The organism is Bradyrhizobium sp. AUGA SZCCT0160, assembly GCF_018130105.1.
In the GTDB taxonomy this organism is placed as follows: Bacteria; Pseudomonadota; Alphaproteobacteria; order Rhizobiales; family Xanthobacteraceae; genus Bradyrhizobium.
Map to the genome: position 1 here is coordinate 168,195 of NZ_JAFCMD010000009.1, position 20,200 is coordinate 188,394.

The following is a 20,200-nucleotide window of genomic DNA, read 5'->3' on the forward strand; positions in this document are numbered from 1 at the left end:
TTGATTGCCTAATTCTTCTTCGTACACAGCGGGCCACTTAGCGAGTGATGGTAGTCTGAGTGCGGCTCCATCTCATTGATTTCGCGACGAAATATCCCGATTATTTAATCGATTGAAGTTTGTTCATCGCGTGAACAAATCGCTTGACGTTCACGGCGTGAACGCGCTAAAGCGCGCTCGATTACGGGGGCCAAATTGCGTACGCTACCGAGCGAAAGCGGCGAAGACGAACGAATACTGTTGGGTTTGCTCAGTTCGGTGGGGGACGGGGCGAGTTCGCAGCGGCGAATCGCGTCGGATCTCGGCATCGCGCTCGGGCTCGTCAACGCCTACCTCAAGCGCTGCGTGCTCAAGGGCTATGTCAAGGTCAGCCAGGCGCCAGCTCGCCGTTATGCGTATTACCTGACTCCGCAAGGCTTTGCGGAAAAGTCTCGCCTGACGGTGGAGTATCTCACCTATTCCTTTTCGTTCTTCCGTGAGGCCAAGGCAGATTGTGCGCGGGCTTTTGCAACGGCGAAAGAGCGCAATCTCAAAAGTCTCGTGTTGTGTGGCAAATCCGACTTGGCGGAGATCGCAATTCTTTCCGCTGCCGATTCCGAGGTGTCCGTCGTAGCCATCGTTGATGCGAGCGCTGACGAGACACTGTTTGTCGGCATACCTGTTGTCGATGGGTTTGATCGCGTTTCCGTACCGTTTGACGCGGTTCTGATCACGGACCTTGTTGGCGCCCACCGCGCCTTTGACGAAGCGACCGAGCGCTATGGTGCCGATCGTGTGCTGGCTCCGCGATTGCTCCGGCTGCACACCGCCCAACGCGTGGAGGGCAAGCAATGACGATGGCACCCGACGTGCTCTGGTACGTGGTTCAAACGCAGGTCAATGCGGAAGCAAAGGCCGCGCGCAATCTCATACGTCAGGGATTTGAGATCTATCTGCCGCGCTATCTGAAGCGGCGAAGCCATGCACGCAAAATCGACAAGGTCGCAGCTCCGCTGTTTCCGCGTTACATGTTTGTGCAAATGGACATTGCCACGCAGCGGTGGCGGTCGGTTCAATCGACATACGGTGTCTCGAACCTCGTGCAGAACGGTTCCGATCCCGCGCCGGTTGCCGCTCAGGTGGTCCATGCGCTAAAAGCGCGCGAAGACGCGAGCGGTTATGTAACGCTGGACGAGCGCGCGAAATTCGCGATCGGTGACAAAGTTCGCGTGCTGGCTGGTGTTTTTGCTGAGAACCTCGGGCTTTTCGACGGCATGGCCGATCGCGATCGCATCGCCATCCTGCTGGAACTCCTGGGACGTAAGGTTCGGGTTTCGCTGGAGGCGGACCTGGTCGCTGCGGCCTGACGGTCGCTACAGAACGAGCATGCGCGATATCGCGCGTGCTGGCGTGAGATTTGCCGGTAGTCTGGTGACAGTTCGAGTCACCCGGACTGCGGTAGCTTGAGAATATCCATCTCGAATGCTTGCAGTGAGGCCGTGATGTTATCCTTTGCATTGATTGGGGCCGCCGGATACGTGGCGCCTCGGCACATGAAGGCGATCCATGCCGTGGGCGGCGATCTCAAGGTCGCTTATGACCCGAATGATTCCGTTGGTATCCTCGATAGCCATTTTCCGGATGCGAATTTCTTCACCGAGTTTGAGCGGTTCGACCGCCATATCGACAAGCTTCGCCGTCGCGGTGACAAGATCGATCACGTGTCGATCTGCTCGCCGAACCATCTTCACGATGCGCATTGCCGTTTCGCGTTGCGCTCGGGAGCCGATGCGATCTGCGAGAAGCCATTGGTGCTCAATCCCTGGAACATCGACGGCTTGGCCGAAATCGAGCGGGACACCGGCCGCAAGATATCGACCATACTGCAGCTTCGGCTGCACCCCGCGATCTTGGCGTTGCGCGAGAGATTTGCGACCAGCAACAAGCGGCACAAGGTTGAGCTCTCGTACGTCGCTTCGCGCGGGCGCTGGTACTACGCGTCGTGGAAGGGCGAAGATGCGAAGTCCGGCGGGGTCGCCACCAACATCGGCGTGCACTTCTTCGACATGCTAAGCTTCATATTCGGCAGTGTGAAACGCAACGAGGCCTATCTCCGCGAGCCGGAGCGCGCGGCCGGATATCTGGAATGCGCGCGCGCCGATGTCAGCTGGTTCCTCTCGGTCGACCGCAACGATCTGCCGGCCGAGGTGCAGGGCAACAAAACCACCTTCCGCTCGATCACGGTCGACGGCGAGGAGATCGAATTCTCTGAAGGGTTCACCGACCTGCACACGCGAAGCTACGAAGAAATCGTCGCCGGTCGGGGTTTCGGGCTCGACGAAGTGCGCTCCTCCATCGACATAGTCTCGACCTTCCGAAGCGCGCCGATCACTTCGGGCCGCGAATGGCGACATCCCGCGATGCGCAAGGCTGCCGCGAAATGAGCGAGATGCGCGAAGACCCGCGCTTTCCCGGCGCGCTGATCCATGCCTCGAGCTATGTCGACGAAGGCGCGATCATCGGCCGCGGCACCAAGGTCTGGCACTTCTGCCACGTGCTGGCCGGCACCGTGATCGGGGAGGACTGTTCGATCGGGCAGAACGTCATGATCGGCCCGCGCGTGAAGGTCGGCAATGGCTGCAAGATCCAGAACAATGTCTCGCTCTATGACGGTGTCGAGCTTGCCGACGACGTGTTCTGCGGCCCGAGCTGCGTGTTCACCAACGTCAACAATCCGCGCGCCAATGTCTCGCGCAAGGATGAATTCCGCACCACGCCGATTGGTCGTGGCGCCTCGATCGGCGCCAACGCAACCATCGTCTGCGGACACGCGCTCGGTGAATACTGCTTCATCGGCGCGGGCTCGGTGGTGACAAAGGACGTGCCGGCGTTTGCGCTGATGGTCGGCAATCCGGCGCGGCGGATGGGTTGGATGAGCCGTGCGGGCGAGCGGCTGGGCAGCGAACTCGTGTGCCCGAGAAGCGGGGAACGCTATCATCAGGCCGCTTCGGGCTTGCTGCAGTTAGTCTGAAACACGCATAGTAGGCAGGCTGGAGATGCACAGGATCCTATCGTCGATTTCTGCCCGGCTCGCGCGTCCCGAGCCCGCCCCGACGGCGGCGTCGTCGGCGGCGATGTCGTCGGCGGAGTACTGGTCGCAGTACAAGGTCGATTCACCGTCTTCGATCTTCGACTCGGTCGACACCTCGCTTCGGCACTACGCGTGGCGTAACGCGCAGTATCCGGGCTACATCGAGCTGATGCCGGTCGACAAGGCCGATGGTCTCACGGTGCTTGATTTTGGATGCGGCCCAGGCAACGACATTGTCGGGTTTGGGCATTTTAGCAAAACAAAGAAGCTCTTTGGTGCGGACGTGTCGCCCCTCGCGCTGGGGTTCGCCCGCCGACGCGCGGCGTTGCACAATATCGGCGCCGAATTTGTTCAATTAAATGAGGCTCGTATTGGTCTTCCGCTAGCGGATAGTACGGTCGACCTCATTCATTCTTCCGGAGTTGTTCATCATACGCCGGACCCGGTCGGCATTCTGTGGGAGCTCAAGCGGGTTTTGCGGCCCGATGGTCATATGCAGATCATGGTCTATCATCGCGACTCGATCTGGATGCATCTCTACGTCGCGTATGTGAGAATGATCGTGGAGGGCGAGGGCGCGGCTTTTGACCGGGCGACGGCATTTCGGCGTTCGACTGACGGGCCGGACTGTCCGATTTCCAATTGCTACACCGTGGCTGAATTCATCGCGCTCACCGCGCAGGCTGGGTTACGCTGCGAATTCGCCGGCGCTTCCATGTCATTGCTTGAAATGAAGTTGCTAAGCCGTCGATTCGAGGCCATCGAAAGCAAGGTATTCGACCCCGAAAGTCGCGATTTTCTCTCAAACCTGACGTTCGACAATCGGCAATGGCCGTATCACAACAATGCTGTTGCCGGCATCAATGCATGCTTCCGCCTCTATCACGCCTGATCCGATAGATGATCGCTTTGCCGAACCTGTGGCGAAGCGACCGAGCCAATCACGACATCCCTGTACTGTGCGACAAACCGCGATAGCCATTCCATGATTTCCCAATCTGCCGACAGAGGCCTGACTGGCTTCCTGGTTGCCCCACTTGTTCGATGCCTGCGATTTCGCGGGATTCTGGGTCGAACGACTCTGGTGGAGCTGCGAAATACATACGCCGGCTCAGTCCTTGGTTTGTCGTGGCTCGTCGTTGGCCAGGTCTTCATGTTGGGTATCTACGCGCTGACCTATACGGTCATCTTCAAAGTCAACCCGGAGAAGATGACCGTTGCTGACTATGTGCTTTACGTGTTCTGCGGGCTGGTTCCATATATGACTTTCGCCGCGGCGATATCAGCCGGAGCAGGTGTACTGACCAAGGACCGGCAGTTGCTTCTCAACACGGTATTTCCATCCGAATTGCTCCCGGTGCGTGCGGCGCTCGTAGCCAGCGCGGGGCTTCCGATTGGTGTAACGATCCTCATCGTTATTGCGCTGGCGCTCGGCAAGTGGAACGCAACGCTCCTGCTGGTGCCTTTCGTGATGGTCCTTCAATTCATGTTCCAGTGCGGACTTATCTGGCTCCTGTCCCTGCTCACGCTGGTCGTTCGCGACGTGCAGTTCATGATTCAATATGTGATGATGATGCTGTTGATAGCTACCCCGATTGGCTACACAGTGGATATGATGCCGAAAGCTCTCAAGGTTATGGCGTATGCCAATCCCTTGTTCTATTTCGTGACCTGGTATCAGGACCTCATCGTAATGAACAAGGTGCCGAGTCTCCCAATCGTCGCCGTAACGATCGTCATGAGCGTAATGACATTTGCCGTGGGGTTTTGGATTTTTGAGCGCGCCAAAACGACGTTCTTCGATTACGCGTAGTCCCTTGCAATGACAAACCTCTTGAACGATAGCTCCGCCATCGCGACGGAGAACTCCGAAATCGTGCTGGAGTTACGCGGCGTGAGCAAGTCTTACCCGCTTTACGCCAGCCGCACGGATATGATTCTGGACAGGCTCGGCGCGCCTCGCTTCCTGTTGCGCGAAATTCCCGACTTCTACGCGCTGTCAGACGTCAATCTCACGGTGAGAAAGGGCGAGCGTATCGGTGTCGTCGGCAAGAACGGCGCGGGCAAATCTACGATGCTCAAGCTCATCACCGGCAATTTCAGGCCGACCACGGGGCAGGTGGAAGTACGTGGCACCGTGCAGGCGCTGATGCAGGCAGGACTTGGCTACAACAACGCGGCAAGCGGCTACGACAACATTCGCTCATCGTTGAGCTTCAATGGGCTCGAGGGTTCCGAATTCGAGGCTGCGGTTGATGACGTCTCTGAATTTGTTGAGCTCGGTGAATTCCTTCATCAGCCGATATCGACTTATTCGCAGGGTATGCTGGCGAGGCTGCAGTTCGCGACCGCGACAGCAATCAAGCCCGATATCATGATTGTCGATGAGGTAATGGGTGCTGGTGACGCCTATTTCTCCGCAAAATGCGCGCGCCGCATGTACGACTTAACAAGGTTCGGATGCAGCCTGCTTCTCGTGTCTCATTCACCGCAACAAATCATCCAATATTGCGACCGGGCTGTTTGGTTGCACGACGGGCGGATTCACTATCAAGACACCGCCAGAAAGGTCGTGGCAGCGTACGAGGTCTATATGGAGCGTCTGTCGCAAGCTGCCATGACCGGAGCGCGCGTCAGCGACATTTCCGCCGATGACGATGTACTTACGCCTCTCGATGACGGGAAGAAGGTCTATCGCTGGCCCGGGCGCCCAGGATTGCAGGTTTCGGGGTTCTCTGTGACCTCGGAACAGAACGTGGTGACTGAAGTAAGACCCGGAGCGCAGTTGCAGGTCGAACTGTTGCTGGATGTTCAGGAGGCCGGACGCTACGGCTGCATTTATTATGTCGGATTTTGGACGAGCGAGGGGCACCGGATCTGTCGCGCGGAAAGTCCGATCGATTTTTTCGATGCTGAAGCGCCGTTGCTGCGAAAAGTTCGCGTCGATCTTTCGCCGTTTCCTCTAGGCGAAGGAGAGTATCTGATGTCGTTGTCCATTTATGATCGTTTGAATTATTCGACCACAACCGCCGGGACGCTTTGTCGATTTGACACGTTAATGCGCTGCTACGAGTTGAAGGTCGTGGATGATCGACAAGTACGTGCCCAGTCGTACCCGTTGGCGAACTGGAAGTTTGCGGAAGCCGTCTAGGCCGCCGGCAACATCGACAATCGAAAAAACTACGCTCCCTTCAGGTTTACTGCAGCTCCACAAGTGACAAACGCAATTCAATTTAATGGTGTTAAAAAGGCGTATCGTCTCTATTCGTCTTTTAACGAAGCCATAATTGACCGGATAGGCCTCTATAAGCTGCGGTTCTGGCGGCCGTTGCCTACATTTGTGGAGTTCGAGGCTCTCCGAGGCATCAGCTTCACCGTCTTGCAAGGCGAGAGGATCGGGATTATCGGCCGAAATGGTGCCGGAAAGACCACTTTGCTTAAGCTGGTAAGCCGTAATTTTGCGCCCAGCAACGGCACAGTGACTGTCACGGGCTCCGTTCAAGCGATAATGCAGGCAGGTCTCGGCTTCCACAACGAGTCTACCGGCCGCCAAAATGTTGAAGCGTCCCTGATCTACAACGGCCTTGATCGCGCGGCATCAAAAGCGGCGATGGCAGACGTGGAGGACTTTGCTGAACTGGGAGCTTTCTTCGATCGGCCGATATTGACCTACTCTCAAGGTATGGTTGCCCGGCTCCAGTTCGCGGCTGCGACGGCGGTGCGCCCGGACATCGTTATCATCGATGAAGTGCTGGGCGCAGGCGATGCGTATTTCTCTAATAAGAGCGCCGCCCGGATGCGTAAACTCGCCGCGTCGGGCGCGACACTGTTGATCGTTTCGCACGGGCTCGGGCAAATTCGCGAATTCTGCAATCGCGTTATCTGGATGGAGAGGGGCGAAATTGTCGCCGACGGCACGCCAGGCGAGGTTATCGAAGCATATGAGAATGCCATCCAGAAACGGGTCAAAAATCAGGGACTACCCGTTGAGTTGGTTAAAGATCAGGGACTGACCGTTGAGCCGGTTGAGGATCAGGGACCGCCGGTTGAAGCGGTTGGAGACCAGGGACAGCCTGTTGCATCGAGCGACTGGGCGGCGCAACTTGTCTCACGCGTTCAATTGAGAAAGAACATTCTCGCGCAAGAGATCATCAGCTCCCATGATGAAAATGAGAGACCTGATGTTCTATCCAATGGGGCGACTGTCTTTCGCTTTGCGTCGGACAAGGTTGTTCGCATCACTAACCTCGAGCACAAAGATGCTGACGGCAATCGAGCGGTTGTCGCAGTTGGAACAAATTTCGAGCTGAAGATATCTCTCGGTTGCGAGCGGGCCGGCACATACAGTCTCAAATACGTTGCGATGATTTACAGCGTTGACGGAAAGCGCGTGGCCTCCTTCGAAAGTCCGCTCGATCGTTTTACGTTCGATGGTGGCGCTGAACGAGAGGTAACGATGTCGATCTCGCCGCTCCCGTTTGGTTCGGGAGAGTATCTCCTCTCGATCGGAGTCTTCGATGTCAGTGTACACAGTCAATTTTCGGTCGAGAATCGTCTCGACTACGTTTCCAGGGCTTTTTGTCTGAAAGTTGCTGACACCAACGATAGCGATCCGCCAGCGCTTCTCTACGCTGGGGCCTGGCTGTTGGGTGACGCAACAACTCCGGTTTCTCCGCAAATCGACGGTAGAATTTGAGTTCCAGTATGAGAATAGGCTAACTTCATGTGCGGCCTTGTCGCACTGGTCTCTCCGAGACCAATCGATTCTGCAATTCTCGATCGCATGCGCGATCGTATTGCCCATCGCGGACCAGATGGCTTCGGATCGTGGATTGGAACTGCCGGAACCGGCCACGTTGGTCTTGGGCATCGGCGGCTTGCTATTCTGGATTTGCGCGCGACGGCAAATCAGCCGATGTTTACGTCCGATAATTCGTGCGCGATTGTCTACAATGGTGAAATTTACAATTTTGCCGAGCTGCGCGAGGAAATGGCGCAGAATGGAGTTCAATTTCACACGACCTGCGACACGGAGGTTCTTCTGCAGGCGTACCAGACCTGGGGTACGGAGTGTGTTAGTCGGCTCAACGGGATGTTTGCCTTTGCAATCTGGGATCGGCGTTCGCGGCAGCTATTTGTCGTTCGCGATCGGTTCGGCGAAAAGCCGCTGTTCTATGCATCTCTAGACAGCGGCGGAATTGCTTTCGCTTCAGAGATGAAGGCCCTTTTTGCACATCCCGAAATCGAGGCCACGCTGGATCACGAGCAGGTCGAGCGATATGCTGGTGGCGCCTCCCTCGATCTGTCGGAAGGGACTCTGTTCCGGATGGTTCGACGGGTTCCTGCTGCAACCGCCATGATTGTCAATGCGAGTGGCAAGATCGAACGGCAATGGCGATACTGGACGCCCAAGTTTGAAGGTACCCGTCCCTATAACCGCACGCAGGCCGTGGAGCAGTTCAGATCGCTGCTGGAAAAAAGCGTGGAACTGCGCCTGCGAAGCGATGTCCCGCTCGGCGCTTGTTTATCGGGCGGTCTTGATTCGTCGGCGCTCGTCGGATTTACCGCGAAGAACAGCGAGAACGGGCGGTATCCGGGCAAAACATACTCCATCAGGTTCGACGGCGATCCGGACATATCGGAAGGCCATTTTATAGATCTCGTCAACCAGCACAGCGGCGGAGATCCTCGACCCCTCAGTGTTGATCCAATGCGGTTGATCGAGGAATGCCAGCTGCTTCATTGGCACCATGAAGAACCAAACGTTTCGGCTTCGACCTATCTGGAATGGTGTTTGATGCGGCTGGTCCGTCAGAGCGGCGACATCGTCGTGCTAAACGGACAGGGGGCTGACGAGCTTCTTGGCGGTTACCAGTACTACTTTCAAATGGCGCAATTTGATTGGCTGAAGCAGGGGCGATATGCACACGCTGCTAAAGAAACGCTGATGTGGGCATGGAAGTTGAAACGGGAAGCCGCCAAGTATGAAAATGGGTCACGACGGATTGGCTTTTCGGTTGCGGAATTGGCGAATTGGGGGGTTAGGCAGTGGCGCGAGGGTCTGGACCCGGATGAACCGGCCCGACCGGGAGTGCCGTCGTCGAAAGGTGGAAACACATTCCGGCATCTGCTCGCGCATGGTTTACAGTACTCTGTCTTGCCAGAGCAGCTTAACTCGGCCGACCGCAATGCGATGGCATTCGGCGTAGAGGCACGCTTTCCGTTTCTCGATTACAATTTCGTCGATTGGTGCATCGGGCTTACCGATGATGCGTTGCTGCATAACGGATGGCATAAACACATCTTGCGATCCGCGACGAAAGGTTATTTGCCGGAGCAAATTCGGTGGCGAGTCGATAAGATCGGGTTTGCGGCTCCCTTTGACGTCTGGATGCGAGGTCCGTTGAAGAATTGGTGTCGTGAGCGGCTTTTTGAGGGGCCGATAACGAAACTGAAGGCATACGACCGAGCAAAGATGACCGGCATGTGGAACGACCTCCAGGATGGTCTTGCCCCGCGGCATTGGGATTTGTGGCGCTGGATAGGATTGAATGAGTGGTTACTTCTTTCTGAAGGCGGACTTTGGAAGACGTATTCGCCGAGTGCAAGAAGCGCATCAACCAATCTTTCGGCCAAAGCGGTCTAGCAAGCAGCATGATTCCAAAGAATTACAGAGCCAAACTTAGCCTTCGACCGAAGGTGCATGGGAAGGTCGTCCGATTGGCCGCTATTATGCACGGTCTTGCGATCAGACTGACGTCGCACGCGCGTGATGGCGTTATGGCGTTGTATTTTTCCGACAGGGACGGTGATACACCCGATCCCATGCGGGATCAGCTCGCACTTCAGCGCAAGATTGACGACGTCTTGCGGCGCTATCGAGCTGACGCGGCCAGCTTCAAATACTTTCACGATCTTCCTTATCAGGGATTGGCCATCGCCGGCGTGCTCGGCGATAGAATGTCCGACTATCGATTTGACGATTACGAATTACGGCGCTGGATAAAGCCGAATGAGTCCGTCCTGGATATCGGATGCAACTGCGGCTTCATCGCTGTGCTGGCAGCCTACCGAATTGGCGCCTCTGCACATGGCATCGATATCAATCCCTACATGATCGAAATCGGTCAGTTGGTAGCGAAGCATCTGCGAGTCGATGACTCGGTCCACCTCTCGGCTGGAAATCTCGTCGAATATCGCCCCCCGGCCCCCTTCGATACCGTTCTGTCATTCGCTACTCATTGGACCGATGACCACAATTACCGCGTGAGCATTGTCGATCATATGGAACGAATGGCTTCGCTGCTTCGCCCCGGTGGGACGCTGGTGTTCGAAACCCATTGTAATGACGTCGGTAGCGCTGAGTTCTACGAAGGGATGGCCAGCGTCGAAGACAGGCTCTTTCGATTTGACGGGGTCTACAAGAAGACGGACGCGGGTACGCGCGAACTCTACATCATGCAGCGTATTTGAAGTCGTCTTGGACGAGGTGTGACGTTTGTGGTGAAATCGGTGCTAGGCTGGTTCAAGCGACCGCCCTCTACGGACGTATTGTTCTATGCCGCCTCATGGGTTGATGAGGTATGGATTCGTTCCACCATTTGGGAAAGCCGCAGGCGAGGCTGGAATGTCGTGTTCGCCATCACCGGCCCGGCGCCTGCCACCGACATCGCGCGTTACCAGGCGATGGGAGTTACAGTCGTGTCCTCGATCGCGCCGCTTGCGTTGCGGACGATCAGCGCGCCGATCGCAGTGACGGCCTCCAGCGGGATACCGGCGGACTGGTTCGATGTCGCTACAAGCTACCGTATCCACATGCCGCACTCGCTGGTTAGCCTCCACATGGCGTATCCCGTCGACGCATTCGACGGCTACGACGTGTTGTTCGCCGCCGGGCCTCATCAAATTGCCGAATTCGAGGCTCTGGCGCGAAGACGGAATCTCGTCGGCCGTCAAAGCAGAGCGATCGGGTATGGCAAGGCGGACGTCTTGCCAGCTTCGGAGCTGCCCGGCCAGACCGCGACAAAGCCGCATGTGCTGTTGGCACCTTCCTGGGGGCCGGAGAGTCTCCTGCCGTGTCTGGGGCGGGAGCTAACGCGAGAGCTGTTGAAGCAATACCGAGTGACGCTGCGCGCACACCCGATGCAGGTCGAGAACCAGGACCCGGCGTATCTCGAGATGATTGAGACGTTCAAAGGGCAGGATTTCAAAGTCGAATTGCCGACTGAATTGCCAGTCTCCATGAATGAAGCCGACGTTTGCATAACTGATTATTCCGGCACGGCGTTTGAATACGCACTGATGCGCAGGAGGCCGATACTTTTTGTGGATGTTTCACGAAAGGTGGTCAACTCCACCTGGCAGGATCTGGGCCTTGCGCCTATCGAGTTGCGCGCTCGCGAAGAGATTGGGGTTGTTGTGCCGGCGCTTGCTCCGGCATGCGCGGCCGCAGCCGGCCGGCTGCTGCAGAACCTTGCTAGTTGGGAGAGCCGAATTGAAGCCGCGCTCCCGGGCATCGTCTTTCGTCGGCCGTCGGTCGCCAAAGCCGCATGCGACGCGATTGAAGGGCTCGGTCGGCGCGGCCTGCAACCTCGAGCCACGGTGTCGCCATGACGTCTGCCGTCATCCTTGCTGCGGGTTTTGGTGCCCGTCTGCGCCCGATAACGGACACGCGGCCCAAATGCATGGTCTCGCTTGCCGGCCGTTCGCTGCTCGACAGGCAACTTGAGGTCTTCAGAGACTGCGGCATTGACGATATTTCGATCGTGCTTGGCCATGCGCCGGAAAGCGTTGACCCTGCGGTGTATCCGTTGCGGCGCTTCATGAATGAGGAGTACCGCTCGACCAATATGGTCGCCTCGCTCATGCGAGCGGGCGCATTGTTCGATGGTACGCGGGATGTCCTCGTTAGCTATGGCGACATTGTCTATGAACGCCGCGTGCTCGAGAGGGTGTTGGCGAATCGTCATGAGATCTCGGTGGCGGTAGACCGTCGTTGGCGCGACCTGTGGGAATTGCGCATGGACGATCCTCTCGCGGACGCGGAGACGATGCGCATCGCCTCGAACGGCCGCATCGAAGAACTGGGCAAGAAGCCAAAGTCCTATGACGACGTCCAAGGACAATATATTGGGCTGTTTCGGGTGGCCGCCAGGGTCGCGCCGAAGGTTGTGGAGTTTCATCACCGTCTGCCCCCGGAGGGGCCCTATGACGGGCGCGATCGCTCCAACATGTTCATGACGTCCTTCATTCAAGCGCTCATCGATGCTGGTTTCGACGTTGGTGCCGCCTTCATCGACGGGGGCTGGCTGGAGATCGACCAGCTTGCCGACCTGGAGCGTTACGAGGGTCTGGCCGGCAAGGGCACGTTGAGCGGCTATTACGACGATCGACTATGATGAAGGTTTCCCAATTCGTGTCGGATCTGCCAGCGCCACGGGCAGCAGATGAATTCTTCTCCGTCGAGTGCTTCCTGGCGGAGCAGCGGGAATTGGTGGACATCGTCAAACACCGCGCAACCTTTGACCGCCTGCGCCGGAAGGTCGAATTGACGCGGCGGCTGCTTGCCTTTTACGACCGGGATTGGCGTCAGCCGGGAGACGGGATCGTCGCTGCGCCGCAGTATGCCATGCTTCTGTGCGCGCAGTTGTTAGCTCTTGCCGAAGCTGACCGCGAATGGACTTGTCTTAATGCAGCGTTCAAGATGCTGGACGGAATATTGCTGGCGCCAGAAATCGTATCAGCGCCTTCGTTGAAGGCATGGGCGGAGCGCCTCGCGGAAGGCATGACGCTGTCGCATGCGTAGTCTTTCACTAACTGTTGTGGCGGCGCGGCAGTGCCCGACGAGCCGCACTTATCTCACTTATCTCAAGGAGGCGGGGTTCCGTCCGTCAAAAGTGTTGCTGGTCGACTTCGTTGGCAACGTTCCGCGCTATGCGAGCTTGCGGAAGAAGCTTGGCGAAAGGCTGGCGTGGCTTTGGTTGCAACGTCTCCGCTCGCCAGCGGTGACGGGTGATGAAGAGTTTTGGGCTCTTTGCCGTCGTGTCCAGGCGAACGTGCCGCGGCCTATCGATTATTCCGTCGAGTTCGATCATTCGGCTTACTGCGACAAACTCCAGCGCGTCACCGCGATAGACTACAATGATGCCGGCTTGCACCGGACCTTGCGCCGCCAATCATGCAAGATCTTTCTTTATACTGACGGAGGACGCGTACCTCCTGCGCTGTTGAATGACCCATCGATTCGCTTTCTCCATATCCATCCAGGTGTTGTTCCCGAGGTGCGTGGTTCGGATGGGTTGTTCTGGTCGCTTCTGATACGGGGGCGTCCGGGCGCCAGTTGCTTCTTCATGAATCAAGGCATCGACACAGGTGACGTGATCATGACGCGCGAATTCGATCGACCGGCATTCGACGGAATTCGATCCGCGGTGGAGCGGGATGCTCCCACCGCCTATCGTGCTGTTTTGCACGCGTTCGATCCTCATCTGCGGGCACAACTGTTCGTCGATGTCGTGAAGCACGTCGACGGTGATTTGCGTCGACTGACAGGGCAACGGCAGGAGCCGACAGAAGGCATGTCATATTACTGGATGCATCCGGCGATGTGGCGACGTGTTCTGACACAGCTCGACACAGCGCCCTCACAATCATGCACACAAGCATCTTGACAACGACAAAAGCGCGCGAGGCGCGCTTGATCATTCTTGGCGCCGGACGTCCGTCCGTCGGACGCAAGCATAGCGCGCTTCGGGTCGTTGGCAGGGATCGCAAGACGCTGGATTGGATTCTGCATGCGTTCAAGAAATTGGCGGGAGGCACCGTATTTGTTGGCGGCTATGAAATGCAGAGCGTCTTGGAGGCCTTTCCCGGCGTCAACTTCGTTCTGAATTCGGCCTGGAACGAGACCGGCGCTGCGGGGTCGTTGCTCGCCGCGCCGCTCGACGAGGACCGGGACTGCTACGTTTGTTACAGCGATATCGTCTTGCGGCCCGAGCTCGCGCGCAAGATGGCCGATGCTCCGGATTATGCGATCGTCGTTGCCATTGATAGTCAGCCGGAGCACGAGACCGGGATCCGTCGCACGGAGCGCGAGGCGATACGGATCGACGAAGGTCGTGCGATTGGTGTCGGGATGGCCGGGCCGGGGCGGCGGGCTGAATTCATCGGCGCAGTGAAGTTCCCGGCTTGCATGATGCCGGCGCTGCGAACTGTGAAGGTGTCGGCCGATCCGGCATTGCGACAAGGGCACTTGTCGGCGATTGTGGGTGCGCTGATCGCTGATGGCCACAACGTCCACCTCGTTGACGGGCATGGCTGCTGGTCGGATCTCGACGATGATCGGGACCTCACGCGGTTCCTGTTCGGTACCAAAGCGGAGACGCTCGAACGCCTGCGCGAACGTATCAGCCGCTCGATAATCTTGGAGCAGGTTCGAATCGATGTCGGCCGCTGGAACGATGATGCCCAGGCGTGTCTGCGGGAAATAAGTTCGCTCGGGACAGGACCCTTCGCGGTCCGTTCGAGCGCCTTGGCGGAAGACAGTTTCGCGAGCAGCAATGCCGGCAGGTTCAAAAGCAAGCTCGATGTTCAGGGCAATGAGGAGGCCCTGCGCGAGGCCATCGCACAGGTAATTGGATCGTACGACGGTCACGATGCGGCCAATCAGGTGCTGGTCCAGCGGATGGTGGGCAACGTTCGCGCGAGCGGGGTCGTGCTGACGCGTACCGGTCGCATTGGCGGCCCGTACATTACGGTGGCTTGGACTGAAGGCGACCGCACCGACGATGTTACGAGCGGCCGGGCGCAAGACCAGCGGACTCTCGTATTGTATCGTGGCGCGTCGATAGTGGTTTCCGGCGTTCCGCAGTTCATTGCGGATGTGGTCGAGGCGACGCGTGAGATCGAAGATATTTCCGACAATGACACGCTTGACCTGGAGTTTGCCGTAGACCATGCCGGCCGTGTGTTTGTCCTCCAGGTCAGGCCCCTGGTTATCGCTCATGAACGCACCGGCGAGACGGACGGGCAGGTGATGGAGGCGCTGAGCTTCGTCGAAAGCCAGATGAAGGAACTGGCGACTTTGCCGCCCTCGCAGGTTGGCGACAGGACGATCTGGGGCGTGATGCCGGATTGGAACCCAGCGGAGATCATCGGAATCCGTCCCGGCCGCCTGGCATTCGATCTCTACCGACGTTTGATCACTGACGAGGTGTGGGCCAGGCAGCGCGCCGAATATGGCTATCGAAATGTCGGACGTTGGCCGCTGGTCCGACGATTTGCCGGTCACGCCTATGTAGACGTACGAGCGAGCTTCAACTCCTTCGTCCCCGCGGTTATCGACGATGGCACGACGAAGGACCTTGTCAACGCCTGTTTGGATCGCCTTGAGCGTAACCCGGAGTTACATGACAAGGTCGAATTCGAGGTCGTGCCGACGGCTTGGTCCTTTGACCTTGACGCGAAGCTCGCCCGACTGGCTGATGAGGCCGGTCATAGTCGAGAGCGATTTGCCGCGATGGCGCCGGCCCTGGCAGATATCACTGCTTCCGGCATTCGTCGCGCACATGGTGACCTCCAAGGCTCTTTGACATTCTCATCGTTGCTCGACGAGCGTCTGGATGAGGGGGCGAAGAAGAACGATTTATCATGCGCGCTCGCGCTGATCGATTTATGCAGCGAGCACGGCACGTTGCCGTTCGCGCATCTCGCGCGCGGCGCATTTGTCGCGATGACATTGCTGCGCAGCGCGGTTCGAGAGCAGGTGCTGTCGCATGAACGTGTCGAAAATTTCCTACAGTCGATCAGCACGGTGAGCCAGGATTTCGTGTCAGATGCGGTCGCCGTGAGATCCGGGAACCTCACGTTTGCGGAGTTCGCCGGCCGCTACGGTCATTTGCGTCCTGGCACCTACGACATTGCTTCTGCGTGTTATGCCGAGATGCCAGATCGATTTTTGAAGCCGATTGTCGATGTCGCTAAAGTCAAGCCGCATGTCGAACATATCTGGACACTTGCAGAAGCGAACGCGCTTACCAGCCGGCTGCGCGCTGCGGGAATTGACGTCGAGATGGACACGTTAGACGCGTTCTTTCGCGAATCCATCCAGGGCCGCGAACTTTCGAAGTTTGTCTTTACGCGCGCTTTGTCGGAAGCACTGAATATCATTTCGAATTGGGGTGTTTCGATCGGCATGTCGCGCGAGCAACTCGCCAATCTCGAATTGTCGGATCTCGTGGCTTTCTCGCACGGTATTGCGGCCGACGCGGAGCAACTGCGCACGCGAGCAGACGCGGGAGCTGAAGAATCCCAACTGGCTTGTTTCGTCGAGTTGCCGACGCTGATCTGTCGCGCGGGCGATCTTTACAGCTTCGAGCATCAACAAACCCAACCGAATTTCGTGACCGGCAAGTGCGTAACGGCGCCCGGGATCGCACTGCGCGACGACGATGCGGCAGGCGACCTTGCCGGAAAGATCGTCATTGTGCCACGCGCCGATCCGGGATTTGACTGGATATTCGGCCATCGTATTGCCGGCCTTGTTACAATGTACGGCGGCGCCAATTCGCATATGGCAATTCGTTCGGCCGAGTTCGGTTTGCCGGCAGCCATCGGCATCGGAGAATCCCGCTACAAGGAGCTGGCCGATGCGCCACTGGTGGAACTCAACTGTCGCGAGCGGCGGTTGAGCGCGGTGGCCCGCCCATGACAAAACGTCTCTTGGTCGCTTTGACGCAACGCGTGGATGTTTCGCAAACGGGTGAGCGGCGCGATGCACTGGATCAGGCGTGGGCTGCAATGATGGAGCAACTCGGCCACATTCCGGTTGCGTTATCGAACAATGTAAGGTCAGCGGACGAGTACCTTGCTGCGCTGGCTCCTGACGCAGTGATACTCACCGGCGGCAATGACGTTGCGACCTTACCTGGCGCGGTAAATCCCGCGCCCGAACGAGACCGATTGGAAGAGGCCGCGATTGCGTACTGCCAGCATCGAAGTAAACCGCTGCTTGCTGTTTGTCGGGGCCTTCAGATGCTCAATCTTCAGTTGGGAGGCACGCTCGTGCCGGCCCATGATCATGTTGCTACGTCACACCCAATTCGCGGCGAATACCTGCAGGGTGTCGGCTCGGTCAACAGCTTCCATAATTGGGCAATTCAGAGCGGCGGACTGGCTAAGGACCTCGTCGCGCTGGGGACTGCGCCCGACGGCACGGTCGAGGCTGCGCATCATGGCCGGCTGCCCTGGTTCGGCGTGATGTGGCATCCTGAGCGGCCGATTTCGGATCCTGCCTTTCACCGCAACCTCGTCGCCGCCGCGATCGAGGGCCGGCTCAAGGGGACTGCCTAGCATGAGTGCGACCGTTGTTGCTCCACCGGCTTTTGGCGATGGGAAGGCAGACTGCATATATTTCCTGATGTATGACAGCTGGCCGTGGGAGATGCGCAGTAATCGATGGCATTATGCCTCGCGTTGGGCGCGACACTTGCCGGTTGTACTGGTGCAGCCGGTCCTGATGAAGGACGACGAGCCATCGGTTTCCCTGCCCGAGCCTCGCATTCCAAATGCACGCATTCTGAAAGTCCGTGCGGCGTACCCGCCGATCTGCTCGCTGACGACAGGCATGCTGCAAGCAAAGCAGCTTCACGAAGATATGGCCGCCCACGGTTACTCGCGGCCGATTCTGTGGACCTATAATCCGGATTATCTGTTTGCTTCGGAAATCTTGCCGGCGTCCATGCGTGTTTTTCACGCGACCGAGAACTATTTCTATTTCGAGCGTTTGACCAAAGGCTTCATTGAGCGGCTCAAGCGCCTGTTGGCGATCTCGGATCTGGTCATCGGTGTCAGCGAAGGCGTCGTTGCGTCGCATCGTCCTTTCGCGAAGGATGTAGCGACAGCCGTAACCAATGGCTGCGACTTCGCTTTCTACAATACGCGTGAGCGCGATGCGACCGTGGTGCGGCTTGGCGAAGGTTGGGAGAAAACCGCAGTCTATGCCGGAAACATCAACAACAGGCTCGACTTTGAATTGCTCGATGCCGCAGCCGCAGCCAACCCCACTACGAACTTTGTCTTCTTCGGCCCGATTTCGGGAATTGCTGACACCTCCGACGCCGAGCGTTGGAAATTGCTCGTCTCTCGCAAGAATGTTAGCTATCAGGGAGCCGTTGACGTCGAACAGCTACCCGGGATCTTTGCGGCCGCCCACGTTGGGCTAATACCCTACAAGAGTGACCCCATTCTGGTAGATAACACCTTTCCCCTGAAGGCGTTCGAGATGCAGTCGGCTGGCCTTCCAGTCGTGTCGACTGATCTCAGTGCACTCAGAACCGAAGCGGGGCCGGGGCTTCTCATAGCATCAGGAAGAGATGCGTTCATTGACGGAGTCAGGCGGCTTGATCGGCGCGTTCTTGGTGACAACGACCAGCTGATCATGCGGCAGAAATGCCTGGAACATGATTATGATCGCAAGTTCGACGCCGTGTTTGAACTGGTCACGTCGCACCTGAAGCGGGACCTTGGCATCAGCGCTCCCGGACTGGAGCTGCGCGGATTGGCCTCCGCCATGCAGAGCTCGGAAGAGCTGGCGCGACTATACGCGCCAATCGCGCCCAATGCGCCTCGGCAAGTGAGCATCCACAGCCCGCTAGCCAAGTGGGTGTCCCGGATCGAGGAGAAAACTATCAATGGGGTTCGGTCGAAAGTGCCGCGACCTTTCAAAAGCATCCTGAAAAAGATTTTGAAGGTAAGTCCACCATGAACTGGTCTGCGATGCAAGACCGAAAGCTGAATATTCTAGTCGTTTATTGGCACAATGCGCCCACGATGCGCATCGCAACGTACGATCACTTGTATTGTTTCGAGCGGCATTTGCCCCAGCATCGCGTCTTCTACCTAAATCTAGAGCACAAAGATCTGCCGGATTATGCGAAGAATATTTCCTTCGACATTATCGTCTTTCATGACCTTTTCTTTTGCGGCAGATGGGGAGGGCCTGCGCTCTTTAACCTGCTTTGTAGCCAGATTGAATTCTTGCGTGATTCGCCGGCAATCAAGATTGCTGTTCCCCAGGACGAATTTATCTCCGCCGATTTGTTATGCGACTTCATTAATTCTTACGACGTCAGAGCGGTTTTCTCAGTTGCTCCCGCAAGCGAATGGCCGAAGATATATCCGCTCGTCGATAGGCAGAGAGTGCAGTTTTATACGGTCCTCACTGGATATCTTGAGCAACAAACTCTGCGGAAGATCGACGCACTGCAAGCAGGGCGTCGTGACGCCCGAGATATCGATATCGGCTATCGGGCGGGCGGAAGAAACTGGCGGCAAGCCTCTTGGCTCGGACGACATGGCATCCTGAAGATCGAGATTGGAGATCGTGTCGAGGCGCATGCCCGAGGGGCAGGTATTCGAACGGATATTTCGTCGCGGCCAGAAGACGTATTTATGGGCGACGCGTGGTACGATTTTCTGTTGCGCTGCAAATACACAATTGGCCTTGAGGGCGGCGCCAGCATCCTGGATTGGGATGGCACCATTCGAATTCGCACGCTTGACTATGTGGAGAAACATCCAGCCTCCAGCCTGGAGGAGATCGAATCTCAGTGTTTTCCCGGGATGGATGGGACTTTCGCCCTATTTGCGTTGTCGCCTCGACATCTCGAGGCGTGTGCGACGGGTACATGTCAGGTGTTGATTGAGGGAGACTATAATGGCGTATTGGAGCCATGGGTCCATTACCTGCCATTGAAGCGCGACTTCAGTAACCTCGCGGAGATTATGTCACTCGTGAAGCAGGACACTCATAGATCTGAGATCGTTGGGCGTGCCTACCGGGACATCGTGCAATCCGGAAAGTACTCCTACAGTGCGTTTGCGGAGCAGGTATTATCGGAGACTCTCCAACTATCTTCCGGGCTTGCTCGAAACGCAGAAATCGTCGGAATAGATGAGATATATGGGCGTGCGCGGGAGGAGCACAAAGCCGCCAACGCGCGCCTTGGCCAGCCCGTCGGCACGACTACGGCCCAATGGCTGCGTCGCCTGAATGTGGGCGTTAAGCAGCGCGCTCGGCGCCTGATCTCGCGCGCGGCTCCCTGGCTGAACAGCGAAATTCGCGGCTAATAG

18 protein-coding genes are annotated in these 20,200 nt (G+C 57.4%); all 18 read left to right on the top strand.

What is annotated here, in order from left to right; all coding sequences use genetic code 11:
• Positions 1 to 195 precede the first annotated feature (195 nt).
• The 18 genes from JQ558_RS16950 (at position 196) to JQ558_RS17035 (ending at position 20,197) form a co-directional block, all read left to right on the top strand.
• Positions 196 to 834: a winged helix-turn-helix transcriptional regulator gene (locus JQ558_RS16950; RefSeq protein ID WP_192737825.1), complete on the top strand. Its 639-nt coding sequence runs from the start codon at positions 196 to 198 to the stop codon at positions 832 to 834.
• Positions 831 to 1,346: a transcription termination/antitermination protein NusG gene (locus JQ558_RS16955; RefSeq protein ID WP_212294296.1), complete on the top strand. Its 516-nt coding sequence runs from the start codon at positions 831 to 833 to the stop codon at positions 1,344 to 1,346. The genes JQ558_RS16950 and JQ558_RS16955 overlap by 4 nt, the downstream gene beginning before the upstream one ends.
• A gap of 135 nt (positions 1,347 to 1,481) precedes the next feature.
• Complete coding sequence (locus tag JQ558_RS16960) at positions 1,482 to 2,423, top strand: Gfo/Idh/MocA family protein (protein WP_212294297.1); 942 nt, start codon at positions 1,482 to 1,484, stop codon at positions 2,421 to 2,423.
• The gene (locus tag JQ558_RS16965) at positions 2,420 to 3,010 is read left to right on the top strand and encodes an acyltransferase (protein ID WP_212294298.1); all 591 of its coding nucleotides are present in this window, start codon (positions 2,420 to 2,422) and stop codon (positions 3,008 to 3,010) included. The genes JQ558_RS16960 and JQ558_RS16965 overlap by 4 nt, the downstream gene beginning before the upstream one ends.
• A gap of 25 nt (positions 3,011 to 3,035) precedes the next feature.
• Entirely contained in the window at positions 3,036 to 3,962 is a 927-nt protein-coding gene (locus tag JQ558_RS16970) for a class I SAM-dependent methyltransferase (RefSeq protein WP_212294299.1), read from the top strand.
• 93 nt (positions 3,963 to 4,055) lie between these two features.
• A complete protein-coding gene (locus tag JQ558_RS16975; protein WP_212294300.1) occupies positions 4,056 to 4,883 on the top strand; it encodes an ABC transporter permease in 828 nt (275 codons plus the stop codon).
• Between the two features lie 21 nt (positions 4,884 to 4,904).
• A complete protein-coding gene (locus JQ558_RS16980) occupies positions 4,905 to 6,221 on the top strand; it encodes an ABC transporter ATP-binding protein (RefSeq protein ID WP_212294301.1) in 1,317 nt (438 codons plus the stop codon).
• Between the two features lie 63 nt (positions 6,222 to 6,284).
• Complete coding sequence (locus JQ558_RS16985) at positions 6,285 to 7,766, top strand: polysaccharide ABC transporter ATP-binding protein (protein ID WP_212294302.1); 1,482 nt, start codon at positions 6,285 to 6,287, stop codon at positions 7,764 to 7,766.
• 27 nt (positions 7,767 to 7,793) lie between these two features.
• Positions 7,794 to 9,716: an asparagine synthase (glutamine-hydrolyzing) gene (gene asnB / locus JQ558_RS16990; RefSeq protein ID WP_212294303.1), complete on the top strand. Its 1,923-nt coding sequence runs from the start codon at positions 7,794 to 7,796 to the stop codon at positions 9,714 to 9,716.
• Between the two features lie 74 nt (positions 9,717 to 9,790).
• Positions 9,791 to 10,543 carry a bifunctional 2-polyprenyl-6-hydroxyphenol methylase/3-demethylubiquinol 3-O-methyltransferase UbiG gene (locus tag JQ558_RS16995; RefSeq protein WP_212294304.1) on the top strand — a complete coding sequence of 251 codons (753 nt, stop codon included), beginning with the start codon at positions 9,791 to 9,793 and terminating at the stop codon, positions 10,541 to 10,543.
• Positions 10,544 to 10,561: 18 nt separating this feature from the next.
• The gene (locus JQ558_RS37870) at positions 10,562 to 11,683 is read left to right on the top strand and encodes a CDP-glycerol glycerophosphotransferase family protein (RefSeq protein WP_212294305.1); all 1,122 of its coding nucleotides are present in this window, start codon (positions 10,562 to 10,564) and stop codon (positions 11,681 to 11,683) included.
• Positions 11,680 to 12,468, top strand: coding sequence for an NTP transferase domain-containing protein (locus JQ558_RS17005; RefSeq protein ID WP_212294306.1), 789 nt, complete (start codon positions 11,680 to 11,682; stop codon positions 12,466 to 12,468). The genes JQ558_RS37870 and JQ558_RS17005 overlap by 4 nt, the downstream gene beginning before the upstream one ends.
• Positions 12,465 to 12,875 carry a hypothetical protein gene (locus JQ558_RS17010; RefSeq protein WP_212294307.1) on the top strand — a complete coding sequence of 137 codons (411 nt, stop codon included), beginning with the start codon at positions 12,465 to 12,467 and terminating at the stop codon, positions 12,873 to 12,875. Before JQ558_RS17005 ends, JQ558_RS17010 begins: the two co-directional genes overlap by 4 nt.
• Complete coding sequence (locus JQ558_RS17015) at positions 12,868 to 13,740, top strand: hypothetical protein (RefSeq protein ID WP_212294308.1); 873 nt, start codon at positions 12,868 to 12,870, stop codon at positions 13,738 to 13,740. The genes JQ558_RS17010 and JQ558_RS17015 overlap by 8 nt, the downstream gene beginning before the upstream one ends.
• A 26-nt stretch (positions 13,741 to 13,766) precedes the next feature.
• Positions 13,767 to 16,778 (top strand): PEP/pyruvate-binding domain-containing protein, encoded by a 3,012-nt coding sequence (locus tag JQ558_RS17020; RefSeq protein WP_212294309.1) that lies wholly within the window; start codon positions 13,767 to 13,769, stop codon positions 16,776 to 16,778.
• Entirely contained in the window at positions 16,775 to 17,419 is a 645-nt protein-coding gene (locus JQ558_RS17025) for a gamma-glutamyl-gamma-aminobutyrate hydrolase family protein (protein WP_212294310.1), read from the top strand. The genes JQ558_RS17020 and JQ558_RS17025 overlap by 4 nt, the downstream gene beginning before the upstream one ends.
• A 1-nt stretch (position 17,420) precedes the next feature.
• Positions 17,421 to 18,833: a glycosyltransferase gene (locus tag JQ558_RS17030; RefSeq protein ID WP_212294311.1), complete on the top strand. Its 1,413-nt coding sequence runs from the start codon at positions 17,421 to 17,423 to the stop codon at positions 18,831 to 18,833.
• Positions 18,728 to 20,197 carry a hypothetical protein gene (locus tag JQ558_RS17035; protein ID WP_212294312.1) on the top strand — a complete coding sequence of 490 codons (1,470 nt, stop codon included), beginning with the start codon at positions 18,728 to 18,730 and terminating at the stop codon, positions 20,195 to 20,197. Before JQ558_RS17030 ends, JQ558_RS17035 begins: the two co-directional genes overlap by 106 nt.
• Positions 20,198 to 20,200 lie beyond the last annotated feature (3 nt).

Bases quoted from the DNA above. Each gene is read 5' to 3' on its own strand.
- JQ558_RS16955 (WP_212294296.1), top strand. From the start codon at position 831: ATGACGATGGCACCCGACGTGCTCTGGTACGTGGTTCAAACGCAGGTC.
- JQ558_RS16960 (WP_212294297.1), top strand. From the start codon at position 1,482: ATGTTATCCTTTGCATTGATTGGGGCCGCCGGATACGTGGCGCCTCGG.
- JQ558_RS16965 (WP_212294298.1), top strand. From the start codon at position 2,420: ATGAGCGAGATGCGCGAAGACCCGCGCTTTCCCGGCGCGCTGATCCAT.
- JQ558_RS16970 (WP_212294299.1), top strand. From the start codon at position 3,036: ATGCACAGGATCCTATCGTCGATTTCTGCCCGGCTCGCGCGTCCCGAG.
- JQ558_RS16975 (WP_212294300.1), top strand. From the start codon at position 4,056: ATGATTTCCCAATCTGCCGACAGAGGCCTGACTGGCTTCCTGGTTGCC.
- asnB (WP_212294303.1), top strand. From the start codon at position 7,794: ATGTGCGGCCTTGTCGCACTGGTCTCTCCGAGACCAATCGATTCTGCA.
- JQ558_RS17005 (WP_212294306.1), top strand. From the start codon at position 11,680: ATGACGTCTGCCGTCATCCTTGCTGCGGGTTTTGGTGCCCGTCTGCGC.
- JQ558_RS17010 (WP_212294307.1), top strand. From the start codon at position 12,465: ATGATGAAGGTTTCCCAATTCGTGTCGGATCTGCCAGCGCCACGGGCA.
- JQ558_RS17015 (WP_212294308.1), top strand. From the start codon at position 12,868: ATGCGTAGTCTTTCACTAACTGTTGTGGCGGCGCGGCAGTGCCCGACG.
- JQ558_RS17025 (WP_212294310.1), top strand. From the start codon at position 16,775: ATGACAAAACGTCTCTTGGTCGCTTTGACGCAACGCGTGGATGTTTCG.
- JQ558_RS17030 (WP_212294311.1), top strand. From the start codon at position 17,421: ATGAGTGCGACCGTTGTTGCTCCACCGGCTTTTGGCGATGGGAAGGCA.